Here is a 24,053-nt window from a genome sequence, read left to right on the forward strand (position 1 = left end):
ATACCGCACCCGGGGTCTTGCGGCAAGACCCGGGTCGTGCCGCAGAATCTCCACCCGAAGCCCAAACATGGGAAAATCGGGGGATCTCGTGATCGATGTGACGATTGCCGGCGGTGGACCGACCGGCCTGATGCTCGCCGCTGAGCTGCGGCTGCACGACGTACGCGTGGTGGTGCTCGAGAAGGAGGCCGAGCCGACCCGGCACGTCCGCTCGCTCGGGCTGCATGCGCGCAGCATCGAGGTGATGGACCAGCGCGGCCTGCTGGAACGCTTCCTCGCCCGGGGCACCCGGCATCCGCTCGGGGGGTACTTCGCGGCGATCCCCAAGCCGCCGCCGACCGGCCTCGACACCGCGCACGGGTACGTCCTCGGCATCCCGCAGACCAGCACGGACCGCCTGCTCGAAGAGCACGCCGTCGAGGTCGGCGTCGAGGTCCGGCGCGGCAGCGAGGTGGTCGGACTGAGCCAGGACGACGACGGGGTGACGGTGGAACTGGCCGACGGCACGCGGGTGCGCTCGCGCTTCCTCGTCGGCTGCGACGGCGGTCGCAGCACGGTCCGTCGGCTGCTCGGCGTCGGCTTCCCGGGTGAGCCCAGCCAGGTCGACTCGCTGCTCGGCGAGATGGAGGTGGGCGTACCCGCGCAGACGGTGGCCGAGGTGGTGGCCGAGGTACGCCGGACCCACCTGCGGTTCGGCCTCGGACCACTGGGCGACGGCGTGTACCGGGTCCTCGTACCCGCCGAGGGGGTGGCCACGGACCGCGCGGTCCCGCCGACCATCGAGGAGTTCCGACAGCAACTGCGGGCGTACGCGGGTACCGACTTCGGGGTGCACTCACCGCGCTGGCTCTCCCGCTTCGGCGACGCCACCCGGCTGGCCGAGCGGTACCTCATCGGCCGGGTGCTGCTGGCCGGCGACGCCGCGCACATCCACCCACCGACCGGCGGGCAGGGCCTCAACCTCGGCATCCAGGACGCGGTCAACCTCGGTTGGAAGCTGGCTGCCGAGGTCAACGGTTGGGCGCCGGACGGGCTGCTGGACAGCTACCACGCCGAGCGGCACCCGGTCGCCGCCGACGTCCTGGTCAACACCCGCGCGCAGATGTTCCTGCTGTCACCGGATCCGGGGCCGCAGGCGGTACGCCACCTGTTGGCGGAGCTGATGGACTTCGAGGAGGTGAACCGGTACCTGATCGAGAAGGTCACCGCGCTCGGCGTCCGGTACGACTTCGGCCCCGGCCACGACCTGCTCGGTCGGCACCTGCGGGACGTGCGGCTGGCGCGGGGGCGGCTCTACGAGCTGATGCGCGCCGGCCGGGGGCTGCTGCTGGACGCGACCGGCGGGCTCTCGGTCGCCGGGTGGGCCGACCGGGTCGACCACGTCGTCGACGCGGCCGAGGAGCTGGCCGTACCCGGCGTGCTGCTGCGGCCGGACGGCCATGTGGCGTGGGTCGGCGACGACCAGACCGGCCTGGTGGCGGAGTTGCGCCGCTGGTTCGGGGCGGGCGTCGCCTGAGCCGCTACTCCGCGAAGCGGGCGCTGTCGACGAGCTGACGCGGTGACCTTGGGCCGGAGAGGCTCTTCGCCTGGTACATGGCCGCGTCGGCGCGGCTGAGCGCGTCGGTGAGCTGGGCCGGGCCGGTCACCGGGGCGAGCCCCACCGACGCGGTGACCCGGACGCTGCACCCGCTGAGGCGGATGGGCGCGGCGACGGTCTCGCTGAGGCGTCGGGTGGCGTGCTCGATCCAGCGTCGGTCGACGGTCGGGCTGGCGAGCAGCCCCGCGAACTCGTCGCCGCCGAGGCGGGCGACGAGGTTGTCGCCGGCGAACCCGGCCAGTCGCTCGGCGACGCTGATCAGCACCTGGTCGCCGGCGGCGTGCCCGTACCGGTCGTTGATCTGCTTGAAGTCGTCGAGGTCGAGCACGATGGCGATCAGCGGCTGGCCGTCGGCGTTGGTGAGCAGGGCGGCCGCGAGACGGTAGAAGGCGCGGCGGTTGGGCAGCCCGGTGAGCGGGTCGTGGCTGGCGGCGTGCCGTTCGGCGGCGAGTTCGGCCTGGAGGTGCTCGATCTCGGCCTCGGCCCGCACGGCACGTCGGCGCAGTTGCCACGAGGAGAGCAGGGCTCCGGCGGCACAGACGCCGGAGGCGACGCTCATCGGATCCGGCAGGAGACCTCCCATCGCCGCGACCGCCTCCAGCCTTGCGTCTGCGCGGCGCGGTGCCGCGTCGGGGCCAGTTTTGCCTGGTCGCTACCCCGCTCGGGGTAACGCAAAGTGAACGGATAAGCACCGATCACGTGCGTTATCATGCTCGCCATCCGGTGCAGATGCAATAGCAGATGCACGTGCAGCACGGCCCGACCTCGATACCGCACCTCGCCGCGTCACCGCTCCTCCCACGGGCACCGGCGGGCTCGTGAGCAGAAAGACGCCTCTCATGCAACAGCCACCCAATGGCGTTCCGATCCCTCAGTTGCCCCCTCTGCGCTGGCAAAAGAGTCGCCGTAGCAACCCGAGCGGCAACTGTGTCGAACTCGCCGAACTGCCCGGCGGGGCCGGCATCGCCGTCCGCAACTCGCGGCATCCGGAGGGGCCCGCGCTGATCTACACAGTGGACGAAATCGCCGCCTTCGTGCTCGGTGCCCGGGACGGGGACTTCGATCACCTGATCAACTGACCGGCCGCGCAGACGGTCCCAGCGATGGGACTGAATCGCCGGTCCGGAGGAGTTCACCTCACTGTCGGTCCATGGCATGCTTACACGTCGGTCGGGCTCGGTGCCCGATCGCGTGGTCGGTATCCGGAGGTCCGCACAGTGACGATGGTTCCCGCCGAGGGCGGCCCGACAACCGGGCCAACCGTGCTGCGCATGCTGCTCGGCGCCCAGCTCCGTCGGCTGCGGGAGTCCAGCGGGGTGACCCGGGAGGGCGCCGGGTGGGAGATCCGCTCCTCCGAGTCGAAGATCAGCCGGATGGAGCTGGGCCGGGTCGGTTTCAAGGAGCGTGACGTCTCCGACCTGCTCACCCTCTACGGCGTCACCGACGCGGGGGAGCGCGAGGCGCTGCTCAAGCTCGCGCGGGACGCCAACAGCCCCGGATGGTGGCACCGGTACGGCGACGTGCTGCCGAGTTGGTTCCAGTCGTACCTGGGCCTGGAGGCGGCGGCGGCGCTGATCCGCAGCTACGAGGTGCAGTTCGTCCCCGGTCTGTTGCAGACCCCGGAGTACGCCCGGGCGGTCGTGCTGCTCGGGCACGGCGGCGCCGGCGTCGCCGAGATCGACCGCCGGGTGGATCTGCGGATGCAGCGCCAGCAACTGCTGCGCCGGGACAAACCGCCGCTGCTCTGGGCCGTGGTGGACGAGGCGGCGCTGCGCCGCCCGATCGGCGGCCCCGAGGTGATGCGGGGCCAGCTCATCGCACTCATCGAGGCGACCAAGTCGCCCACCGTCCGACTCCAGGTCATCCCCTTCGCCGCAGGTGGTCACGCGGCGGCCGGTGGCGCCTTCACCATCTTGCGCTTCGGTGACCAGGAGCTGCCCGACATCGTCTACATCGAACAGTTGACCAGCGCCCTCTACCTGGACAAGCGCGACGACCTCGACTACTACGCGGTGGCCATGGAGCGGCTCTGCGTCGAGGCCGAGCCGCCGGAGCGTACGCCGGAGATCCTGGGCCGGTTGCTGGAGGAGGTCTACCCGCAGTAGTGGTGCCCTGCTGAGGGCGCGTGCGGGTTCGTTCGTATTGACCGCTGCCGACGTGTCGGGCTAGTCTCTGTATCGATCCAGTCTGAATCGATACAGAGGGGCGTCGAGTGAAGCCGACACTGCAAGCCGTGGCGGACGCCGTCGGTGTCTCCCGCAGCACCGTGTCCAATGCCTACAGTCGCCCCGACCAGCTCTCCTCGGCCCTGCGCGAGCGGATCCTCGCCGCCGCGCGCCAGCTCGGCTATCCCGGGCCCAACCCGACCGCCCGCTCCCTGCGCCGTGGCTTCGTCGGCTCGATCGGGGTGCTGTTCACCTCGCAGTTGTCGTACGCCTTCACCGACCCGTTCGCCGTCCGCTTCCTCGCCGGGGTGGGCGCCGCGACCGAGCGGCACGGCACCAGCATGCTGCTGGTGCCCCTGTCGAAGGAGCAGGTCGACGCCCGGCGGGCCGTGGAGAACGCCGCCGTCGACGGCTTCTGCGTGTACTGCGTGGCCGACGAGGAGTGGGCGCTGGACCTCATCCGGGCCCGTGGCCTGCCGTACGTCAGCACGGCCGTCCGCGACGACGCCGCCGCCGACGAGCGGTTCGTCGGCATCGACGAGCGCGCCGCCGCGCACAGCGTCGCCGCGCACGTGGCCGGTCTCGGTCACCGGCGGGTCGCCCTGCTCGTGGACTCCGTTTTGCCCGACGCGCCCGCCGGCCCGGTGACCCTGTCCGGGTTCGACCGGGCCCCGCACCCGACCACCCGGGGCCGGCTCGCCGGGTTCGCCGACGCGTTCGCCGAGGTCGGCGTCGGCTGGTCGGAGCTGACACTGCTCAACGCCCCCGGCAACAGCGGTCACGCCGCGTCGGCCGCCGTGGCCGGACTGTTCGACCGGGCCGAGCCGCCCACCGCCGTGCTGGCCGGCTCCGACGTGCTCGCCCTCGGCGTGCTCGACTACCTGGCCCGGCGACCGGGCGGCAGCCACCCGCCGGTCTCGGTGACCGGATTCGACGACGTCCCCGAGGCGGCGGCGGCCGGCCTCACCACCGTCCGGCAGCCGGCCCAGGAGAAGGGCCGGATCGCCGCCGAGCTGCTGCTCGACCCGCCCGCGGACGCGGCCGCCGGCCATGTGCTGCTGCCCACCGAACTCGTCGTCCGGGCCTCCACCGGACCACACCTGAGGAGTTGACCATGGAATTCCCGACCGGGTACGTCACCGCCCTCGACGCGATGCACCGCCACGTCACCTCGGCCCGACCGGACGCGCCGGTCGTCGTCGAGCGTGTCCGCCGGCCGCTGTTCGCCCCGACCCGGCAGGTGACCGCCGTCGCTCTGCGCCGGCTCGCCGACCGGATCCAGCCCCGACCGGTGCCCCGCTGCTCCTGAGCGTCCGCCCATTGCGGCACTCCGGGGACGAACAGTACCGGTCCGGACACGCAGGGTGGTCGATCGGGCACTCGCCGGGCAGACTGGTCTGGCCATGTCACCCTTCACGCCCACCCTCCGCCTCCACGACCGCTACGTCCTGCGTGAGCGGATCGGGCTCGGCGGCATGTCCGAGGTGTGGCGGGCCGACGACGAGGTGCTCGGCCGGCCGGTGGCGATCAAGGTGCTCGCCGGCCAGCTCGCCGCCGACCCGCACCTGCGGGCCACCATCCAGCGCGAGGCCCGCGCGGCCGCCCGGCTCACCCACCCACACGTCACCCAGGTGTACGACTACGCCGAGGCGACCCTGACCGATGGCGTCGTGGTCCCGTACCTGGTGATGGAGCTGGTCGAGGGCCACAACCTGGCCGACCGGCTGCGCTCCGGCCCACTGCCCTGGCCGGAGGCGGTCCGGGTGGCCGGGCACATCGCGGCCGCGCTGGCCGCCGCGCACCGCATCGGGGTGGTGCACCGCGACGTGAAGCCGGGCAACGTCATGCTCACCGACACCGGCGCCAAGGTGCTCGACTTCGGCATCGCCGCGCTCGGCGGCCTCGACAGCCAGTCCGGCGAACCGGTGATGGGCACGCCCGCGTACTTCGCCCCGGAACGCCTCGCCGCCGGCCCGCCCGACCCGGCCAGCGACGTGTACGCCCTCGGCGCGCTGCTCTACCGCATGCTCAGCGGCGAGGCGCCCCTGCCTGTGCAGAGCTGGGAGGACGCCATCGAGGTGCACCGGCGCGGCACACCCGTGCCGCCGCTGCGCGTACCCGGCCTACCCGCCGACATCGCCGCGCTGACCCTCGCCTGCCTCGCCGCCGACCCGGCCCGGCGGCCCAGCGCCGCACAGCTGGCCCGCCGGTTCGGCGCCGGCCAGCCGGTCGAGCCCCCCACCGAGCTGCTCCGGATCGTCCCGGCGGCCCACCCGCCCACCCTGATCGACCGCTCGGCCGCCCGCCCCACGCCGGTCGTACCCCGGCCGGTCCGACGCCGTTCGCGGCGGCCCCTGGCGCTCGCCCTCGCGGCCGGACTCGCCGTGCTGGTCGGCCTCGGCGCGCTGCTCACCCAGGGCCTCGGCGCACCCGACACCACCGGCCCGGGGCCGGTGGCCGCCCCGTCGTCGCCCGCCAGCACGGCACCCTCGCCCCGGACCCAGTCGCCGAAGCCGGCGACCCCCACCTCCCCGTCGCCCCGGCCCAGCAGCGCGGTCCCGTCGACCGTCGGCCAGCAGCTACCGGTCAGCTTCCGGGAGGTCAGCGACGAGTTCGCGCGGGTGCTCGCCGCGGCCGTGTCCCGTGGCGATGTCGACCGCAGAACCGCCGAGGACCTGCGCGACGAACTCGCCGACGTGAACCGGCGTACCCGGGACCGCGAGCGGCGCATCGCCGACCTGCGGGACACCATCGCCGAGCTGGTGGACCGGGGCCGGCTGCCCCGACAGACCGCCGTCCAGCTCGACACGCTGCTGGCCCAGACCCGTGAGCTGCCCGCCGACCGCGGCGACTGAGTAGTCTCACCGGCATGCCGACGAAGCAGACGCACCGCCTCGCCGTGCCCGGCGCCGATCTGGCCTACGACGTCCGCGGCCCACTACCCCCGACCGGCGCACGTCGCGCGTTGCTCATGATCGGTCAGCCGATGACGGCGGAGGGCTTCGACGCGCTCGCCCCGCACTTCGCGGACCGGACCGTCGTCACCTACGACCCGCGCGGCCTCGGTCGCAGCACCCGCAGCGACGGTCGCCGCGACAACACCCCCCAGCAGCAGGCGGCCGACCTGCACCTGCTCGTCGCGGCGCTCGGCGGCGGCCCGGTGGACGTCTTCGCCAGCAGCGGCGGCGCGGTGACCGCGCTCGAACTCGTCGCGACCCACCCCGGCGACGTCGGCACGCTGGTGGCGCACGAGCCGCCGATCAACGCGGTGCTCCCCGACGCGTCGGCGGCCGAGCGCGCCCGGAACGCCTTCAACGAGGCGTACGAGGCGAAGGGGTTCGGCGCCGGCATGGCCGCGTTCGTCGCGATGACGTCGTGGCAGGGCGAGTTCACCGATGCCTACTTCGCCCAGCCCGCGCCCGACCCCGCGATGGTCGGCATGCCCACCGAGGACGACGGCAGCCGGGATAATCCGCTGCTGTCGAAGGACTCGTGGGCCATCACCGACTACCGCCCCGACGCGAGCGTCCTCACGGCCGCCTCGACCCGGATCGTGATCGCGGTCGGCGAGGAGTCGGCGGGCACGTACACCGCGCGTACCGCCCTCGGCACGGCGGCGCTGCTCGGCCGGGAGGCCGTGGTGTTCCCGAGCCACCACGGCGGCTTCCTCGGCGGCGAGTTCGGGTACGCGGGCAAGCCCGAGGAGTTCGCCGCGCGGCTGCGCGAGGTGCTGGACGCCGAGTGACGTCGTCGTCGGTCCGGACGGTTGATCCATCCGCGGGCGTCGCTGGCATGATGGGCCGATGCGAACACGGCTGATCTTCGTGCGTCACGGTGAGTCGGTCCACCAGATCGACGGGATCGTGGGCGGCCCGCACGGGTGCCGGGGGCTGACGCCGCTCGGCCACGACCAGGCCCACCGGCTGGCGCAGCGACTGGTCGACGAGTACGCCGTCGAGGGGCCGGTGGCGGTGTACTCGTCCGTGCTGCGCCGGGCCGTCGAGACCGCGCAGCCCATCGCCGCGGCGTTCGGTGTCCGCCCACTGGCCGACTGCGGCCTCTGCACCTGGCACACCCCGCCGTACGCCGACGGGCTGCCGGTCACCCGTTTCCGGACCGAGCACGCGGTGCCCGGCGGGGGAGTGTTCCGCCCGTTCGAGGACGGCAACGAGAGCTGGGCCGAACTGGTCGTCCGGGTCGGCCGCGCGGTCATGGAGATCGCGCACCGGCACCGGGGCGGCACCGTCCTCGTGGTCGGCCACAGCGAGACCGTGGAGGGCGCCTTCCACGCGCTCGCCGCGCAGCCGATCTTCCGGGCGTTCGACCTGGACGTGCCCCCGGCCTCGATCAGCGAGTGGGTCACCGACCACGACACCGGCGGTTGGCCGCCGGCCCGCTGGACCCTGCGCCGCTTCGGGGACACGGCCCGGGTCGGCTAGCCCTCGGCGAGGATCTGCTCGCGCAGGATCTCCGCGTGCCCGCAGTGCTGCGCCAACTCCCGCAGGACGTGCAGGTACACCCAGCGCAGCGGCAGCGGACCGCGCCGGTTGCCGCGCACCACGTCGTCCAGACCCAGCGACGCCGTCGCGCGGCGGGACGCCTCACACGCCTCGCGGTGGGCCTGCTGGACGCTGGCGACGGTGTCGCCGTCGTCAAGGATGAACGACTCGTCGGGCGTCGCCGGGATGCCGATCTCGGCACGCGAGCGGCAGGTGATCGCCTCGTCGAACCAGACCTTCTCCACGAAGGCCGCGTGCTTCACCAGGCCCAGCAGGGTTGTCCGCGACGTCACCAGCGAGCGTCGTGCCTGCTCCTCGGTCAGCCCGTCCAGGGACTCGTTGAGCGCGCGGCGGTGCTCGTCGATGAAGGTCTCGATCTGCGTCTGGGCGGGCTGACCGATGACGTCGTCGGCGAAGGTGGGCGGGAAGATGGTCATGGACCGAAGCATGTCAAAGGCCGTGGCCCGAGATCAACCACGGCTCACCCGCCGAACGAGACGAGTGCGCCGCGTTCGTCGAAGACCGCCGAACCCGCCCAGGCGATCTCCCACCGGTTGCCCTCCGGATCGGCGACGTACGCCGAGCGGCCACCCCACGGGCGGTCCGTGGGCGTCGCCACCACCGTCGCCCCGGCCGCGACGGCCGCCGCGAAAGCCGCGTCGACCTCCGCACACTGATCGACGTTGCAGGCCAGCGTCACGCCGGACCAGCCGCCGGCCGGATCGGGGACACCGGGTGCCGCCTCGGCCGCCAACTCGGACAGCGGGTAGAGGGCGAGCAGAACGCCCCCGAGCAGGAACGCCGACCAGCCGTCGTCGCTGGCCGGCAGCTCCGGCCAGCCCAGGGACCGGTAGAAGGATCGCAGCCGGCCCAGGTCGCGGGCGCCGAGGGTGATCACGGACAGCCGGGGAGGGATCGCGCTCACGGCCCGATACTGCCCTACCGGTACGACAGATCCATGTCCTCAATGGATCAAGGTTGCCGCCCACTCGCCCGGCCTCGTGCCGGCCCGGGCAGCCACCTCGGCGCGTGGTGTCCAGATGGCCGAGCGGCCGGCCGCCTCGGTGTAGCCGCCGCCGGTCGATCCGGCGAAGCTCGCCATCGCCACCCAGACCCCGTGCGTGGCGACGATCCGGCGTGCCCGCTCGTCCGGCACGGCGGCGTCCCGGGCCGACTCCAGCACGCCCGCCGCGTACACGTCGATGCCGAGTGCCGCCGTCGACTCCGCGTGCGCGGCGACCCCGGTGTCCTTGCAGACCGCCAGACCGACGCGCCATCCGTCCACATCGAGCACGCCCGGTGTATCGCCCGGCCGGAACCGCTGCGCCTCCGCGCCGCCCAGCCACATCTTCCGGTACGCCACGGTCACGCCGTCGCCGGTCACCGCCAGCACGGCGATGTGGTCACCGGCGATCGGCGCGCCGGCCAGCGCCAGCGTGCCCGCCTCGGCGCACGCGTCGACAAGCGGCGTCAACCGCGGGTCGTCCACCGGCACGATCGGCCCCTGCACCTCGTACCCGGTCAGGGACAGTTCCGGAAAGACCACCAGCCGGGCGCGCGCCGCGCGGACCGCGTCGGCGTGCGCCCGCGCGTTGTGCGCGACATCCAGGGGTACGCACGGCGGCTGCGCCACGGCCAGCCGCAACGGACCGCGCGGCGGCCCGTCCGTGGCGGTCTGCGGGGCCTCCGGCTCACGGGTGACTCTCAGGATCGCTTCGTAGCGTGTGCGCATGCTTCGAACGTCGCATCCTGTTCTCGCCACCGGAACCCCCGCCGCCGCGGCCGAACCGCCACAGGGCGGAATCGTCGGCTACGTCAGCGACCTGGTGGAACGGCTCGGCGGGCCGGGCGCAGGTCTGGCGGTGGCGCTGGAGAACCTGTTTCCGCCGATCCCCAGCGAGGTCATCCTGCCGCTGGCCGGCTTCGTGGCCGCGCAGGGTCGGATGAGCCTGGTCGGCGCGATCTTCTGGACCACGCTGGGCTCGGTGCTGGGCGCGTTGGCGCTCTATCTGATCGGCGCGTCCCTGGGCCGCGACCGGATGCGTGCCATCGTGGCCCGACTGCCCCTGGTGAAACTCAGCGACGTGGACCGGACCGAGGCGTGGTTCCTGCGGCACGGCGTGAAGGCGGTGTTCTTCGGCCGGATGATCCCGATCTTCCGGAGCCTGATCTCCATCCCGGCCGGCGTGGAGCGGATGCCGGTGCGGACCTTCCTGCTCTACACCACGCTGGGCAGCTTGATCTGGAACACCACCTTCGTGCTCGCCGGCTACCTGCTCGGTGACAACTGGCACCTCGTCGAGGGCTACGTCGGCACACTCCAGAACGTCGTCATCGTCGCGTGCGTCGCGGGTGTCGCCTGGTTCGTCGGCTCGCGGGTGCTGAAGGCGCGCCGCTCCGCCCGCAACCTCGGATCGGACTCGGACGTCTCCGGCCGGGGTGCGGCACCGGCGGGTACGCCGGACCCCGACGGTCGCGGCACCCTCTACCGGGGCGCCTCCTGGGCCTCGGACGAACGCTAGCCGCCGGTTCACCCCGCGCGGACGGGACGTCCTGCACGAGATGGCCCAGGGGCCGCCCGATCCGCTTGATCGACACGACTTCACCGATATGGGGGTGTCGACCGGTCCCGGATACCCCGAGTTCGGCGATCTCGAGTCGATCACCGGGTCGGATCGGCTCGGCTGGGCGCGATGTCCGGTTGTGGGGCCCGTGTGGTGACCGGCTGCACTCGTGGGCTGGAATCGTGGCGGGCCGGGGGCCGTTACACACCCTGACGATCGCAGGACCACGGGTCAGACGCCCCCACGGGCCGCCCGCCTGTGGGAATGGCCCCGGCCACCGGGTCGTTACACACTGACCGGCCGCCGCGAGCACCCCGCCCGCAGGCCGCCAGGCCCCCGGGAATGACCCCGGTCGTCGGGTCGTTGAACCCGGTCCGCGGCGCCCGAGCCCCCGCTCGCAGGCCGCCGCCCCCCAAGACTTTGCCAGCGCCCGGACGAGGTGCGCACATCCGCGTCGCCGCTCCCCCGTGGTGAGGCGGGTGTTTCCTACCCCCGAAGGAGCTACCCCATGAACACGATCTTCCGTAAGAGCATGCTGTCCGTTGCCGGTCTCGCGTTCGCCGGTGGGGTTTTCGCCGGCCCGATCGCGCACGTCGCCACCTCGCACACGGACACCCGGCCGGTGGCCGTGGTGCAGGCCGACAAGCCCGACAGCAGCAAGCTGATCCCGCACGGCACCCAGGGCGAGCAGTCGCACATCGACCTGAACGACGAGCAGATCGGCAACGCCAAGGCCATCATCGCGGCCACGAAGAAGGCCGGTCTGCCGGAGCGGGCGGCGGTCATCTCGATCGCGACGAGCCTGCAGGAGTCGAAGCTGGAGAACCTGGGCCACCTCGGCGATATGAACGACCACGACTCGCTGGGTCTGTTCCAGCAGCGCCCGTCCAGTGGTTGGGGTACGCCGGAGCAGATCACCGATCCCGAGTACTCGACGACGGCGTTCCTCAAGGGCCTGCGTCAGGTTGACGGTTGGCAGGACATGCCGCTGACCGACGCCGCGCAGACCGTGCAGGTCTCCGCGTACCCGGACGCCTACGCCCAGTGGGAGCAGCAGGCCGCCGACCTGGTCGGCCAGTACTGGAACAGCTGACCCATCGCACGACCCGCTCGATGGCCGGCATCCCCCGGGGTGCCGGCCATCGGCGTCACCGCCCGGCGGATCGTCTCTCCCCAACGACCTCGCCGGAGCGGGAACATCGGGCGGCCTCGGCTGGTTGTGAACCAGTGTCGGTGTGACTCAGTGTCCCCGGGCCTCACCTACATAGCCCTCGCGGAATACCGTTCGGCTGGAGCCGCGTCGCGCCACTCGCCGAGAGGCGACCTGCACACCGACACCGGCGCCGCCCCCGACCATCTGGTCGGGGGCGGCGCTTTCTTCCGGATGCCGTTCCGGCCGACCTCGCCGGCACCGCCGCCGCACCGCGGCAGCGGGCGCCGACCAGTAGCACGATCAGCAGCACAAGGGGCGGGGCTCCGGCGGCGCAAGCCACCCGGGCCCCGCCCCTTATTGTGTGCCCGCCCGCCCGCCCGCCCGCCCGCCCGCCCGCCCGCCCGCCCGCCCGCCCGCAGCCGAACCTCACCGGCGGCCGAGCGCCCCGCGTAATCGCCCGGCAACGTCGATGCGGCGGCCTCGGGTGCGCCCGATACCTCCATGTCCAGGATTGCGGGCTACCGAACGGGCCGAATGCCGCTGCCGCTGCCGCTGCCGCTGCCGCTGCCGCTGCCGCTGCCGCTGGGCGGCTGGCGGGCATGGGTCCGACGTCCTTTGCTCTGCTTACACGGAGGCAACACCCGAGGCCCACAAGTGTCGCCTCCGTGTAAGCAGAGCAAAGGACGGGCGTGCACCCCGCGCCACCCCTGCGGGGGTTACCGCCGGTGGTCAAGGTCCGCCTCGGCCGTCACCCTGAGGCATCGGTCGGGACAACGATGGTCCAGACCGACGGCCGGTGTTGTCCCGGAGCACGCCGAGCAGCAGTCCGCGTACCTGCCGGTCGGTGCCCGCGTACCGCTGCGGTCGGCGGGTCGGGCGGCCGGTCGGCGGCTCCTGCCCGGAGGCCCGCCAGGGGCAGACCGACTCGACCGGGCAGGCCGTGCAGCGCGGTGCGGTGCCCGGCGGGCACGAAGACCGGCCCCGGGCACGGCACAATGTGCCGGTGGATGCCGCACAGACCTGGCCCGAGCAACCCGGTGTGCTCGTACTGCCCAGCGGGGCGCGGGTACGCGGACGTCGCATCGCCGCCACCGCCTCGCCGGCCGACTTCGCGCTGCTGCTGGCACCCGGTCCGGAACCGGCCTGGCCACACCGGCGGATCAGGTGGCCCGACTTCTGGGTGCCGGTCGACCGGGCGGACGCCCTCGACGCGCTGCGTGCGGCGCTGCGGCGAGCGCACGACGGCGAACGCGTCGAGGTGGCCTGCCGGGGCGGGATCGGCCGCACCGGCACCGCCCTGGCCGCGCTGGCGATCCTCGACGGTCTGCCGGCCGAGCAGGCGGTGCCCTGGGTCCGGGCGGGCTACCACCCGAAGGCGATCGAGACACCCTGGCAGCGGCGGTGGCTGCGCCGCGTCACCTGAGCACGGCACCGCCGACCCGCCAACCGCCTCCGCAGGCCGATCTTGTTGACTAGGGTCGGGCACATGAGAGCTGCTGCGCTGCTGGCGGTCACGGCGTCCGCCGTCCTGCTCGCTCCCGCGCCGGCTGTCGGCACGGCGGCCGCGGCCACGCGTACCGCCGCCCCGCCGGCCGTGCGGTGCCCGCGGGTGCCGGCCCCGGCGATGTCCCGGCCGCCGCGCCCGTCGCCGCCGCCCGCCGTGCCCGAGGCGCGGGTGGTCGGCGGCGCCGGGCTGGCCACCAGCGGCCTGGTCGTGCCGGCCGGCGTGGACGCGCCACCGGCGATCACGGCCACCTCGTGGCTGGTCGCGGACCTGGACTCCGGCCAGGTGCTTGGCGGCTGCGGCCCGCACGAGTACGGCACGCCGGCCAGCGTCCAGAAGCTGTTGCTGGCGGCCACCATGATGCCTCGACTCGACCCGGCCGAGACGGTGACCGTCACCGCGGCGGACATGAACATCGAGCCCGGTTCGTCCGCCGTCGGCCTGGTCGAGGGTGGCCGCTACACGATCGAGACGATCTGGTTGGGGCTGCTGCTGAACTCCGGCAACGAGGCGGCGAACGCGCTGGCCCGCCTCGGCGGCGGCCCGGACGGGGCGGCCGGGGGAGTGCGCGCCATGAACGAGCAGGCGCACCACCTCGGAGCGCTCCAGACGCATGCCGTAACCCCGTCCGGCCTGGACGGCAAGGGCCAGTTCACCAGCGCGTACGACCTGGCACTGATCGCCCGGGCCTGCTTCGCGCAGCCGACGTTCCGCCGGTACGCGCTCACCGACCTGGCGACGATTCCCGCGCAGCCGGCGCAGCGGACGAAGGGCTTCCAGATCCAGAACGAGAACCAGCTCATCTACCGGTACCCGGGCGCGTTGGGCGGCAAGACGGGCTTCACCGATCTGGCGCGGCACACGTACGTCGGGGCGGCGCAGCGCAACGGTCGCCGGCTGGTGGTGACGTTGCTGGGTGCCGAGCCGGCGCCGATGCGCGGCTGGGAGCAGGGTGCGGCCCTGCTGGACTGGGGTTTCTCGCTGCCCCGCGACGCCGCCGTCGGTCGGCTGGTCGAGCCGGGTGAGCTGACCGCCACGCCGTCGCCGGCCTCGTCCGCGCTGGCCGCGCCCGGCCCGGCTCGTCCGGCGGCGGCCAGCGGTCCGGCGCACACCGGGCCCGGCTGGCTCTGGTCGGTGGTCGCGATCAGTGGCGCGGGGGTGCTGGTGCTGCTGGGCGGGCTGCTGTGGCACCGCCGCCGCCGGTTGGCCTGACGGGTCGGCAACCGGTCGCGGCGATCGACAACCGGCCCCGGCATCCATAGACTCCGGTCTTTCTGGCAGCGCGAGTCCCAGGAGGATCCCTGTGTCGAGTGAACGCGAAACGCCCTCCGGCGCGGCGGCACCCCGCCCGTCGGTGCGTGCGCTGACCCGCCTCGCGGGCGTGACGGCGATCGCCGCGGCGCTGGTCGTCGGCGCGTCGGCCACTGCGGTGGCCGCGCCGGGCCCCACCGTCGACGCGTCCGGTGGAGCCCGCGCGGCGGCTGCCCCGCCCGCCGATGCCCGCCCGCCGCGCACCACGCACGGCCCGTGCGCGTACACCGAGACGCCGGACGAGCCGGCCGCCCGGCCGGTACCGCTGCCGCCCGATCCGCGTCGTACCCCGGACCGGGGCCGCGTGCGCGTGACGCTCTCCACGAATCAGGGGCCGATCGGGTTGACCCTGGACCGGGCCGCCGCGCCGTGCACCGTACAGAGCTTCCTGCACCTGGTCGGAAAGCGGTTCTACGACCGCACCCCGTGTCACCGGCTGACCGCGTACCCCACGCTGAGCGTGTTGCAGTGCGGCGACCCGTCCGGTACCGGCGAGGGTGGACCGGGCTACCGGTACCGCGACGAGCTGCCCACCGACCTGCCGCCCGCGCCCACCGACCCGACCGGCGTCCGCCGGCTCTACGCGCGGGGTGTGCTGGCGATGGCCAACGCCGGGCCGGACACCAACGGCAGCCAGTTCTTCCTGGTGTACGCAGCCTCGGCGCTGCGGCCCAACTACACGATCTTCGGCACGGTCGACGCGGCCGGGCTGGACACGCTGGACCGGATTGCCGCCGGAGGCGTGGCGCCGACGGCCGAGGATCCCGCGCCGGTCGACGGCGCGCCCGCGCTGCCGGTGACCATCTGCCGGGCCGTACGCGCACACCACCACTGATCCGCTGGGCGCGGTGGGCGGCGCGGGCCGCTCACCGCGCGCCGGAATTTCCGAAAGCCCGACCGGTACCGCCGGAACCAGGTATCCGACCGATTCGGGCCGTCGGAACGACGCGGGTCAGCCGGTCGGCGGCGCGGTGGTGCTGTCCCGGACGACCATCTCGGTGGCGAGCTCCACCCGGGGGGAGTCGATGCCCTCACCCTGGGCCAGTCGCAGCACCGTCCGGGCCGCGAGGCGACCCATCTCGACCAGGGGTTGCCGGACGGTGGTCAGCGGCGGTGACGCCCAGCGGGCCTCCGGCAGGTCGTCGAAACCCACCACGCTCACGTCGTCCGGAACCCGCAGCCCACGGCGGCGGATGGCCTCGTAGACGCCGAACGCCATCTGGTCGCTGGCCGCGAAGATGCCGGTCGGCGGATCGGGCAGGTCGAGCAGCGCGGTGCCGCCCGCGAAGCCGGAGGCGTGGTAGAAGTCGCCCGGGTAGATCAGCGCGTCGTCCACCGGCACCCCGGCGGCCTCCAACCCGGCCCGGTAGCCGTCGAGCCGGGCCCGGCTGCACAGCAGGTGCGTCGGGCCGGCCACGAACCCGATCCGACGGTGACCGATCGCCAGCAGGTGCTCGGTCGCGGCGAGGCCGCCGGCCCAGTTGGTGGCGCCGATGGTCGGCACGTCCATCGCCGGCACGCCGGCCGGGTCGACGACCACCACCGGCACGTTGAGGCGGCGCAGTTGGGCGTGCAGCGGCGGGCTCAGGTGCGAGGTCACGAAGATGACCCCGTCGGTGGCCCGGGTGCGCAGGTTCTGCAACCACTGCCGGGCCGCGGTGGGCTGCCGGTGGATCGCGGAGACGACGGTGCCGACACCGGCGCCGTGCCCGACGTCCTCCACCCCCCGGATGATCTCCACGGCCCAGGGGCTGTCCAGGTCGTTGAAGACCAGGTCGACAAGGCCCGCGCGACGGACGCTGCGGCTGCTGCGGCGTCGGTAGCCGTGGTGGCGCAACAACTCCTCGACGCGTTCCCGGGTGTCGGGGGCCACATCGGACCGACCGTTGAGCACCCGCGACACGGTCGGCACCGAGACGCCGGCCTCCCGTGCGATCGCGGTGATGGTCACCCTGCGTCCGTCGTCCGCGTCCACCCGTGTCTCCTTCACCGCTCCGGGAGGGGCCGCCGCTCGCGTCGCCCGTCCCGTGTCCCGGAACGGCACGCCCGTTCCTCGGGTCATCTTGCCTCACCGAGGGGGGTTGACGACACGCCAGGTCGGTCATAGCGTTCGGCAGAGTTGCGGAAATGTTCCGGTAATTTGTCGGATGCGTCTCGGCGTACCGCCCCGCGCGACAGACAAGGACGCCATGTACACGGACCTGCCCGAGGAGCAGCTACGCGAGTACCGCGGCGTGGTGCGCGAGCCCGCCGACTTCGACGACTTCTGGGCGCACACCCTCGCCCAGGCGCGCGAGGCCGCGTGGCCGGTCCGGCTGGAACCCGTGGTGACCGGCCTGACCGCCATCGACGTGTACGACGTGACGTTCCCCGGCTTCGCCGGACAGCCCGTACGGGCCTGGCTGCGGGTTCCGCACGGCACCGGCACCGCGTTGCCGACCGTCGTGCAGTACGTGGGCTACGGCGGCGGGCGCGGGCACCCGCTGGAGAACCTGCTCTGGGCGACCGCCGGGCTCACCCACCTGCAGATGGACACCCGGGGACAGGGCTCGGGCTGGAGCCGGGGCGACACCTCGGACCTGGGCGCGACCGGCGCGCAGGCGCCCGGCGTGGCGACGCGGGGCATCGCCGACCCGCGCACCTACTACTACCGACGATTGATCACCGACGCGGTACGCGCCGTGGACGCCGCCCGTACCCTGCCGATGGTCGACCCGACCCGGCTGGCGGTGCTCGGGCACAGCCAGGGCGGCGCCATGGCGCTCGCGGCCGGCGCGTTGGCGCCCGGTGTGCGGGCGGTGGTGGCCCTCGTGCCGTTCCTCTGCGACATCCCGCGCGCGGTGGTGGTCACCGACGCTCACCCGTACCGGGAGATCCGCGACTACCTGGCGATCCACCGGAACGCCGAGGAGCGGACGCTGACCACCCTGTCGTACGTCGACGGGGTCAACTTCGCGCGGCGCTGCCGCCGGCCCACCCGGTACTCGGTGGCGTTGATGGACGACATCGTGCCGCCCTCGGGCGTCTACGCCGCCCACAACTCCCACGCGGGGCCGACGGAGCTGTCGGTGTGGCGCTACAACGGCCACGAGGCCGGGGGGATCGACGACGACGAGGCGGCCCTGCGCTTCCTCACCGCGCAGTTGGCCGCAGCGCCCGAGGCGGTGCCGGCCGCGGCCCAGCCGGTTCCGCTGACGCCCGGCGGGTGAGCGGGCCCGCCGGGCCAGGTCCAGGATGCCCGCACGATCCGCCGCGCGACACCGAGCGCCTTTGGTAGACAGGACTCGTGTGCAGGTCAGGGCGGTCGGCCGGGGTCGCCGTGCTGGCGCTCGTCGCGGCCCTCGTGGGCTGCTCCACGCCGCCACGCCCCGCGCCGACGGTCGCCACCCCGGCCTCGGCGAGCCCACCACCGGCGTCCGGCGGTCCTCCTACCCGGCCGAGCGCGACCCCGCCGGGCGCGGGCGGTTTGCCGGGCTTCGTGGTGCTGACCGACCTCGACCCGCGCATCCACGCCGACATCCGCTACGCCACGGCGCACAACTTCGTGGGCCGGCCGATCGCCGGCTACCGCGAGCCGCTGTGCCTGCTCACCCGGCAGGCCGCCGAGGCGCTGCGCCGGGTCCAGGACGCCGCGCTCGCCGGGGGTCGCAGCCTCAAGGTGTACGACTGCTACCGCCCCCAGCCGGCGGTCGACGACTTCGTCGCCTGGTCGAAGCGTCCCGGTGAGCAGCAGACCAAGGCCGAGTTCTATCCCGACGTGGCGAAGGACCGGCTCTTCGCCGACGGCTACATCGGCGCGCCGACCGCGCACAGCCGGGGCAGCACGCTGGACCTGACGCTCGTCGACGAGCCCGCCGCCAGCCAACCGCCGTACCGGCCCGGCCAGTCGTTGGTGGCCTGCACCGCGCCCCGGGCGCAACGTTTCCCGGACAACAGCATCGACATGGGTACGGGCTTCGACTGCTTCGACGCCCGGGCGCACACCGACGACCCCCGGATCACCGGTGCCGCGCGGGACAACCGGCACCTGCTGCGGCGGCTGATGACCGACGCCGGATTCGTGAACTACGACCGGGAGTGGTGGCACTACCGCCTGCGCGACGAGCCGTACCCGGACACGTTCTTCTCCGCGCCGGTCGCCCGCTCCTCGCTCGGGTGAGCCTTGGCCGTCAGGTCCAGTAGAGGACGCGGCAGGCGGGCACCCGCGCGGCCAGCTCGTCGGTGAACCACCCGCGCAGTTCGGCCATCGTGTCCCGGGGGTAGACGTACTTCACCGCGCCGAACCGGCCGTGCTTGCGGCTGCGCGCCGCCACGTCCATCTCCAACCGGGTACGCGGGTACCAGCCGAGCAGCACCTCCCTGCTGCCGGGCGTGAACCGGTGGGTGATCAGCTCGGCGGTCAGGTCCAGGTCCGGTACCCCGTCGACCGCCGCGCGGACCTGGTCCAGCAGCTCGCCGTACGCCTCGCGCCAGTCGGGCAGCGCGATGATCGGCGCGATGGTCAGCCCGACCGGGTAGCGGTCGAGCGCGAGCCGACGCAGGGCGGCGAGCCGGTCCGGCACCCGGGCGGTGCCGCCCTCGAACCGCTCGCTGACCGGGGCGCAGTTGACGCTGAAGCGGACCCGGGTGCGGCCGTGGTGGGGCAGGCCGACGAAGCTGTCCACGTCGGCGTACTTGGTGGTCCAGCGCAACTGCACGGGGGCGTCCCAGTCGGCGAAGTGCCGCACCGCCCGTTGCCAACTGCCGGTGAGGTGCTCCAACGCGAGGGGGTCGGTGTAGCAGGACGCCTCGAACGTGGTGCCCTCGTCGGCGCGACGCGCGTCGCGGCTGGTCACCGTGCCGCGCCCGGCGTACGGGGTCAGTCCGGCCAGGATGTCGTCGAGGTCCGCGTACACCCGGGTCACCGGCGGGCCGGAGAGCGAGCCGGCCAGGTAGCAGTACTGGCAGTGCGCGGGGCAGCCCTCGGCGAGGTCGACGCGCCAGTCGGCGCTGGGCGCGATGGGTTGCAGGTCGCGCCGCGACGGTGGACTCACCACGATCGCCAGGGTCCCCTTGGCCCGGGCGTACGTCTCGCGGTCGGTCTGTCCGCGCACCCCGCTGAGCCGGTTCGCCCTCAGCCGTTCCACCTCGATGCCGAGCGCCTGCACCCGGTCGACGATCCGCTGCCCGTGCGGGTGGTCCAGGGCGGCCGGGGTGGCCACCACCCGATTCGGGGTCCAGCGACGCGCGGGTCGCGCCGCCGGGGCGAGGCCGGCCAGGTCACGGGTCGGCACCCACTCGCTGCTGGCGTCGTGCGGCGCGGCGGGCACGTCCACGGCCAGCGGGGTGTCGACGTCGACGGCGTCCGGGCTGGTCACCGGGATGGAGTACCCGTTGCCGCAGGAATCCCACCCGATCGCCGGCCCGGCGATTGACGCCACAGGTTCGGAACGCATAATCTTTCGTCTATCTGTAAACCTTGTGAACAGATTTACCCCGACGCGGCGGCGCGCGTCCCGACCGAAGGGACGATCAGGTGATCGCAGAACTCTCCTCCCGTACCAGAAGGATCCTGTCCGTGTTCGTCGCCCTGGTCGTCGCGGTCGGCGCCGGCGTCGGCCTCGGCGTCGCGCGCAGCGCGCAGGCCGCGCCCACGTTCAAGGTCCTGGCCTTCTACAACGGCACCTGGGACGACGCGCACATCGACTTCGTCAAGGACGCGCGCGCCTGGTTCCCGCAGGCCGCCGCCCAGTACGGCTTCTCCTGGGAGGCCACCAACAACTGGAGCCTGCTGAACACCTCCAACCTGGCCCAGTACAAGGTCGTCATGTTCCTGGACGACGCGCCGCCGACCGCCCAGCGCGCCGCGTTCCAGCAGTACGTGCAGAACGGCGGGGCGTGGATGGGCTTCCATGTGAGCGCCTGGACCGACAACCCGTCGAGCTGGAGCTGGTACTACAACACCTTCCTCGGCTCCGGCGCGTTCCGTACCAACACCTGGCTCCCGACCCGGGTCACCATGCGCGTCGACAACCGCACCCACGCCGCCACCCGGAACCTGCCGGCGACGTTCTCGTCGTCGTTCAGCGAGTGGTACTCCTGGAGCAACGACCTGCGGCAGAACCCCAACATCGACATCCTGGCGTCGGTCGACCCGTCGAGCTTCCCGGTCGGCACCGACCCCAACCAGTCCTGGTACAGCGGCTACTACCCGCTGGTGTGGAGCAACCGCCAGTACAAGATGATCTACGCCAACTTCGGGCACAACAGGATGGACTACGCCACCAAGACCGGCCTGTCGTCCACCTTCGACAGCCCGCAGCAGAACAAGCTGCTGATCGACGGGCTGCACTGGCTCGCCGGCGTCGGCACGTCGCCCACGCCGACCCCCACCCCGACCGGCAGCGCCGGCCCGATCTCGCCGACGGCCTGGCACACCGTGGTCAACCGGGGCAGCGGCAAGTGCGTGGACGCGCGGGCCGCCGCCAGCGCGAACGGCACCGCGATCCAGCAGTACGCCTGCAACAACAGCGCCGCCCAGCAGTACCAGTTCGTGCCGACCAGCGACGGCTACCTGCGGATCAACAACCGCAACAACAGCGCCCAGGTGCTCGACGTGACGGATCGCTCGACCGCCGACTCGGCCCCCATCCAGCTCTGGTCCTACAGCGGCGGCACCAACCAGCAGTGGCGCGCGGAGTCCGAGGGCGGCGGCTACTACCGCCTGGTGAACCGCGCCAGCGGCAAGTGCCTGGACGTGCCCGGAGCCTCCACCGCGGACAGCGTCCAACTCATCCAGTACACCTGCAACGGCACCGCGGCGCAGTCGTTCCGGCTGGCGGTCGTGTCGTAGCTCGGCGGTAGCCTGCCGGCCATGGCGATTCCCGACCTGGTGCCGATCGCGCACGAGCCCGACTACCGCACCAGCACCATCGGCCACTACGACAAGGGTCAGTTCTTCGGCTCCGTCACCGCCACTCTCGAGGACGGTGTCGGAGCCGACGACGACTGGTACCGCCACAAGCGGTGGTACGCCGTGCTGCACCGGTTCGACGCCGACGGCACGCACACCGACTCCGACATCTGGTTCGCCGGCACCAGCGAGCACGAGGACGCCTCCATCGACCGGGCCGAGGCCCGCCTCATCGAGTGGCTGGACGCGCTGCCCGGCCGCGTCTTCGCCGACATCGCCATCCGGCTGTTCCAGGTCGAGGTCGACGGGCACGTGTTCGGGCTGGTCGACTGGTCCGAGGAGTACGACGGCGACGACCACGCCGAGTTCCTCCCCGACGACCTCGGGTTCGACCCGCCGTGGGACGGCTGCTACGACACCTGAACCGCCTCAGCGTGCGACCCGGGCCCGGCCTCTCGACGAGGGCCGGGCCCGGCCATGTCGACCCCTGCGGTGTGCTCCTGTCGAGCTGCCCCGGAAATGGGGCGCGCATCGCGGCCCCGAGGGCGACGCCGGGACCGGGCCGTCAGTCCGGCGCCCGCGCCCGTCTCGCTGCGAGTGGCGCTCGCGGGGCGCCTCGCCCCCGCGCCGGTCCCGCTGTGCGTGGCGCTCGCGGAGGGCCTAGTCCCCGGTCCGGATCGCGCCGGTCCCGCTGTGCGTGGCGCTCGCAGGCGCCTCGCCCCACAACTGGGGCAGCTCGACAGGACGCGCGGGTGACAGGGCCACCGGCCCGAGCAACCGGGCCGGCCGATATCCATTGCGGACGCGCTGCCGCCCTTCTACTGTCACCGGTGCCAGGTCGAGAGCAACCACGAGAGGAGTACGCCGTGTCGCGACGCGTCCGCACCGACGCCGCCCGGTGTCTGCTTCCTGCCCGTGGCTATCTACTCACCCCCTCCGCGACCATCACCTGTAACCCCTTGCGGGGCGCCGGGCCGGGGTGGCGCGCCTGACGCCGACGCTGATGCGTCCGCCGGCCGCCCCTCCCCACCGGGATCGGGCGGCCTTCTCGTATCCACGGCACGCCGCCCGATCGCCGACGCCCGCTCCTGATCGATATCGGTCACCCGCACGACAGAAGGAGACCATCATGGGATTCACCCCGCTCGCCGGCACCCGGGCGCCGGTCCGGGTCTGGACCGACCCGTACGCCATCGAGCCGCAGGCCGCGAAGCAGCTGCGCAACATCGGCGCGCTGCCCTGGGTGCAGGGTGTCGCCGTCATGCCCGACGTGCACTTCGGCAAGGGGGCCACGGTCGGCTCGGTGATCGCCATGCGGCAGGCCGTCTCGCCGGCCGCCGTCGGCGTCGACATCGGCTGCGGCATGTCGGCGGTGCGTACCTCGCTGACCGCCGCCGACCTGCCGGACGACCTGGGCGGGCTGCGATCCGCGATCGAGGCCACCATTCCGGTCGGCTTCGCGCAGCGGACCGAGGCGGTCAACCCGCGTCGGGTCCGGGGGCTGGAGCAGGCCGGCTGGGACGACTTCTGGGGCCGCTTCGCCGGCCTGGACCGGCGGGTGGCGCAGCTCGAGACTCGTGCCCAGCGGCAGCTCGGGACGCTCGGCGGCGGCAACCACTTCATCGAGGTCTGCCTCGAGCAGGGCGGCGACGACGAGGGCCGGGTCTGGCTGATGCTGCACTCCGGGTCCCGCAACATCGGCAAGGAACTGGCCGAGCGGCACATCGGCGTGGCCCGGGGCCTGCCGCACAACGCCGACCTGCCCGACCGGGACCTGGCCGTGTTCCTCGCCGGCACGCCGGAGATGGAGGCGTACCGGCGGGACCTGTGGTGGGCGCAGGAGTACGCGCGGCGCAACCGGGCCGTCATGCTGGCCCTGCTCTGCAACGTGGTGCGCGAGCAGTTCCCGCAGGTCGGCTACGACGAGCCCATCTCGTGCCACCACAACTACGTCGCCGAGGAGCGCTACGACGGCGTGGACGTGCTGGTCACCCGCAAGGGCGCGATCCGGGCCGGCCGGGGTGACCTGGGCATCATCCCCGGGTCGATGGGCACCGGGTCGTACATCGTGCGGGGTCGGGGGAACCCGGACGCGTACTGCTCGGCGTCGCACGGGGCCGGGCGGCGGATGTCGCGGGCGCAGGCCAAGCGGACGTTCAGCACCGCGGACCTGGCCGCACAGACCGAGGGCGTGGAGTGCCGCAAGGACGCCGGGGTGGTCGACGAGATCCCCGGCGCGTACAAGGACATCACCGCCGTGATGGCCCAGCAGGACGACCTGGTGGAGGTGGTCGCGCACCTCAAGCAGGTCGTCTGCGTCAAGGGCTGACGAGGGTACGCGCGGGCCGGGAGCACCGGCCCGCGCGAC

Annotated in this window: 24 protein-coding genes and 1 pseudogene; 18 read left to right on the forward strand and 7 right to left on the reverse strand. The window is 73.1% G+C overall.

The window, feature by feature from the left end:
* Window positions 1-88: 88 nt before the first annotated feature.
* On the forward strand, window positions 89-1,516 hold the full coding sequence (rox, locus tag ACN263_RS11820) for a rifampin monooxygenase (RefSeq protein WP_422739842.1): 1,428 nt from the start codon (window positions 89-91) through the stop codon (window positions 1,514-1,516).
* Window positions 1,517-1,520: 4 nt separating this feature from the next.
* Here rox and ACN263_RS11825 read toward each other — a convergent pair whose 3' ends face one another.
* Window positions 1,521-2,168, reverse strand: a complete 648-nt coding sequence (locus ACN263_RS11825; RefSeq protein ID WP_422740687.1) for a GGDEF domain-containing protein — start codon at window positions 2,166-2,168, stop codon at window positions 1,521-1,523.
* A gap of 268 nt (window positions 2,169-2,436) precedes the next feature.
* Between ACN263_RS11825 and ACN263_RS11830 the strand changes: the two genes are divergently transcribed.
* The 7 genes from ACN263_RS11830 (at window position 2,437) to ACN263_RS11860 (ending at window position 8,201) form a co-directional block, all read left to right on the forward strand.
* Complete coding sequence (locus tag ACN263_RS11830) at window positions 2,437-2,676, forward strand: DUF397 domain-containing protein (protein ID WP_422739843.1); 240 nt, start codon at window positions 2,437-2,439, stop codon at window positions 2,674-2,676.
* Window positions 2,677-2,814: 138 nt separating this feature from the next.
* On the forward strand, window positions 2,815-3,702 hold the full coding sequence (locus ACN263_RS11835) for a helix-turn-helix domain-containing protein (RefSeq protein WP_422739844.1): 888 nt from the start codon (window positions 2,815-2,817) through the stop codon (window positions 3,700-3,702).
* 128 nt (window positions 3,703-3,830) lie between these two features.
* Window positions 3,831-4,874: a LacI family DNA-binding transcriptional regulator gene (locus tag ACN263_RS11840; protein ID WP_422739845.1), complete on the forward strand. Its 1,044-nt coding sequence runs from the start codon at window positions 3,831-3,833 to the stop codon at window positions 4,872-4,874.
* A 2-nt stretch (window positions 4,875-4,876) separates the two neighbouring features.
* The gene (locus ACN263_RS11845) at window positions 4,877-5,071 is read left to right on the forward strand and encodes a hypothetical protein (protein ID WP_422739846.1); all 195 of its coding nucleotides are present in this window, start codon (window positions 4,877-4,879) and stop codon (window positions 5,069-5,071) included.
* 94 nt (window positions 5,072-5,165) lie between these two features.
* Window positions 5,166-6,617, forward strand: a complete 1,452-nt coding sequence (locus ACN263_RS11850; protein ID WP_422739847.1) for a serine/threonine-protein kinase — start codon at window positions 5,166-5,168, stop codon at window positions 6,615-6,617.
* Window positions 6,618-6,631: 14 nt separating this feature from the next.
* Window positions 6,632-7,507 (forward strand): alpha/beta fold hydrolase, encoded by an 876-nt coding sequence (locus ACN263_RS11855; protein ID WP_422739848.1) that lies wholly within the window; start codon window positions 6,632-6,634, stop codon window positions 7,505-7,507.
* Window positions 7,508-7,565: 58 nt separating this feature from the next.
* Entirely contained in the window at window positions 7,566-8,201 is a 636-nt protein-coding gene (locus ACN263_RS11860) for a histidine phosphatase family protein (RefSeq protein ID WP_422739849.1), read from the forward strand.
* On the opposite strand, the gene ACN263_RS11865 is transcribed toward ACN263_RS11860, so the two are convergent.
* From ACN263_RS11865 to ACN263_RS11875, 3 genes are read right to left on the reverse strand one after another with little or no spacing between them, the layout of a single operon-like run.
* A complete protein-coding gene (locus ACN263_RS11865) occupies window positions 8,198-8,698 on the reverse strand; it encodes a DinB family protein (RefSeq protein WP_422739850.1) in 501 nt (166 codons plus the stop codon). The two genes, ACN263_RS11860 and ACN263_RS11865, sit on opposite strands and share 4 nt — an antisense overlap.
* A gap of 44 nt (window positions 8,699-8,742) precedes the next feature.
* Window positions 8,743-9,186 (reverse strand): VOC family protein, encoded by a 444-nt coding sequence (locus tag ACN263_RS11870; protein ID WP_422739851.1) that lies wholly within the window; start codon window positions 9,184-9,186, stop codon window positions 8,743-8,745.
* A 39-nt stretch (window positions 9,187-9,225) separates the two neighbouring features.
* On the reverse strand, window positions 9,226-9,906 hold the full coding sequence (locus ACN263_RS11875) for a carbon-nitrogen hydrolase family protein (RefSeq protein ID WP_422740688.1): 681 nt from the start codon (window positions 9,904-9,906) through the stop codon (window positions 9,226-9,228).
* An 85-nt stretch (window positions 9,907-9,991) separates the two neighbouring features.
* Here ACN263_RS11875 and ACN263_RS11880 point away from each other — a divergent pair, with 85 nt between their 5' ends.
* A complete protein-coding gene (locus tag ACN263_RS11880) occupies window positions 9,992-10,783 on the forward strand; it encodes a DedA family protein (protein WP_422739852.1) in 792 nt (263 codons plus the stop codon).
* Between the two features lie 550 nt (window positions 10,784-11,333).
* Window positions 11,334-11,918, forward strand: coding sequence for a hypothetical protein (locus ACN263_RS11885; protein WP_422739853.1), 585 nt, complete (start codon window positions 11,334-11,336; stop codon window positions 11,916-11,918).
* An 855-nt stretch (window positions 11,919-12,773) separates the two neighbouring features.
* On the opposite strand, the pseudogene ACN263_RS11890 reads toward ACN263_RS11885, so the two are convergent.
* Window positions 12,774-12,932, reverse strand: a pseudogene (locus ACN263_RS11890) (A/G-specific adenine glycosylase); the annotation flags it as partial.
* Window positions 12,933-12,981: 49 nt separating this feature from the next.
* Between ACN263_RS11890 and ACN263_RS11895 the strand changes: the two are divergent.
* The 3 genes from ACN263_RS11895 to ACN263_RS11905 all read left to right on the forward strand — a co-directional run bounded on the left by ACN263_RS11895 (window position 12,982) and on the right by ACN263_RS11905 (window position 15,628).
* On the forward strand, window positions 12,982-13,401 hold the full coding sequence (locus ACN263_RS11895; protein WP_422739854.1) for a protein-tyrosine phosphatase family protein: 420 nt from the start codon (window positions 12,982-12,984) through the stop codon (window positions 13,399-13,401).
* 63 nt (window positions 13,402-13,464) lie between these two features.
* On the forward strand, window positions 13,465-14,694 hold the full coding sequence (locus ACN263_RS11900; protein WP_422739855.1) for a D-alanyl-D-alanine carboxypeptidase family protein: 1,230 nt from the start codon (window positions 13,465-13,467) through the stop codon (window positions 14,692-14,694).
* A gap of 151 nt (window positions 14,695-14,845) precedes the next feature.
* The gene (locus tag ACN263_RS11905; RefSeq protein WP_422740689.1) at window positions 14,846-15,628 is read left to right on the forward strand and encodes a peptidylprolyl isomerase; all 783 of its coding nucleotides are present in this window, start codon (window positions 14,846-14,848) and stop codon (window positions 15,626-15,628) included.
* 117 nt (window positions 15,629-15,745) lie between these two features.
* Here the strand turns inward: ACN263_RS11905 and ACN263_RS11910 are convergent, their stop codons facing one another.
* A complete protein-coding gene (locus ACN263_RS11910; RefSeq protein ID WP_422739856.1) occupies window positions 15,746-16,768 on the reverse strand; it encodes a LacI family DNA-binding transcriptional regulator in 1,023 nt (340 codons plus the stop codon).
* Between the two features lie 214 nt (window positions 16,769-16,982).
* On the opposite strand from ACN263_RS11910, the gene ACN263_RS11915 reads away from it, so the two are divergent.
* Window positions 16,983-18,002 carry an acetylxylan esterase gene (locus ACN263_RS11915; RefSeq protein ID WP_422740690.1) on the forward strand — a complete coding sequence of 340 codons (1,020 nt, stop codon included), beginning with the start codon at window positions 16,983-16,985 and terminating at the stop codon, window positions 18,000-18,002.
* A gap of 77 nt (window positions 18,003-18,079) precedes the next feature.
* Complete coding sequence (locus ACN263_RS11920; protein ID WP_422739857.1) at window positions 18,080-18,952, forward strand: M15 family metallopeptidase; 873 nt, start codon at window positions 18,080-18,082, stop codon at window positions 18,950-18,952.
* Window positions 18,953-18,962: 10 nt separating this feature from the next.
* Here ACN263_RS11920 and ACN263_RS11925 read toward each other — a convergent pair whose 3' ends face one another.
* The gene (locus tag ACN263_RS11925) at window positions 18,963-20,228 is read right to left on the reverse strand and encodes a spore photoproduct lyase family protein (protein ID WP_422739858.1); all 1,266 of its coding nucleotides are present in this window, start codon (window positions 20,226-20,228) and stop codon (window positions 18,963-18,965) included.
* Between the two features lie 80 nt (window positions 20,229-20,308).
* On the opposite strand from ACN263_RS11925, the gene ACN263_RS11930 reads away from it, so the two are divergent.
* From ACN263_RS11930 to ACN263_RS11940, 3 genes are all read left to right on the forward strand, one after another.
* Window positions 20,309-21,625, forward strand: coding sequence for an RICIN domain-containing protein (locus tag ACN263_RS11930; protein WP_422739859.1), 1,317 nt, complete (start codon window positions 20,309-20,311; stop codon window positions 21,623-21,625).
* 21 nt (window positions 21,626-21,646) lie between these two features.
* The gene (locus ACN263_RS11935; RefSeq protein ID WP_422739860.1) at window positions 21,647-22,108 is read left to right on the forward strand and encodes a hypothetical protein; all 462 of its coding nucleotides are present in this window, start codon (window positions 21,647-21,649) and stop codon (window positions 22,106-22,108) included.
* 706 nt (window positions 22,109-22,814) lie between these two features.
* On the forward strand, window positions 22,815-24,014 hold the full coding sequence (locus ACN263_RS11940) for an RtcB family protein (RefSeq protein ID WP_422739861.1): 1,200 nt from the start codon (window positions 22,815-22,817) through the stop codon (window positions 24,012-24,014).
* The last annotated feature ends 39 nt before the right edge of the window (window positions 24,015-24,053 follow it).

The sequence above is a fragment of the Micromonospora sp. WMMD729 genome (assembly GCF_049315225.1).
Classification (GTDB): Bacteria; Actinomycetota; Actinomycetes; order Mycobacteriales; family Micromonosporaceae; genus Micromonospora.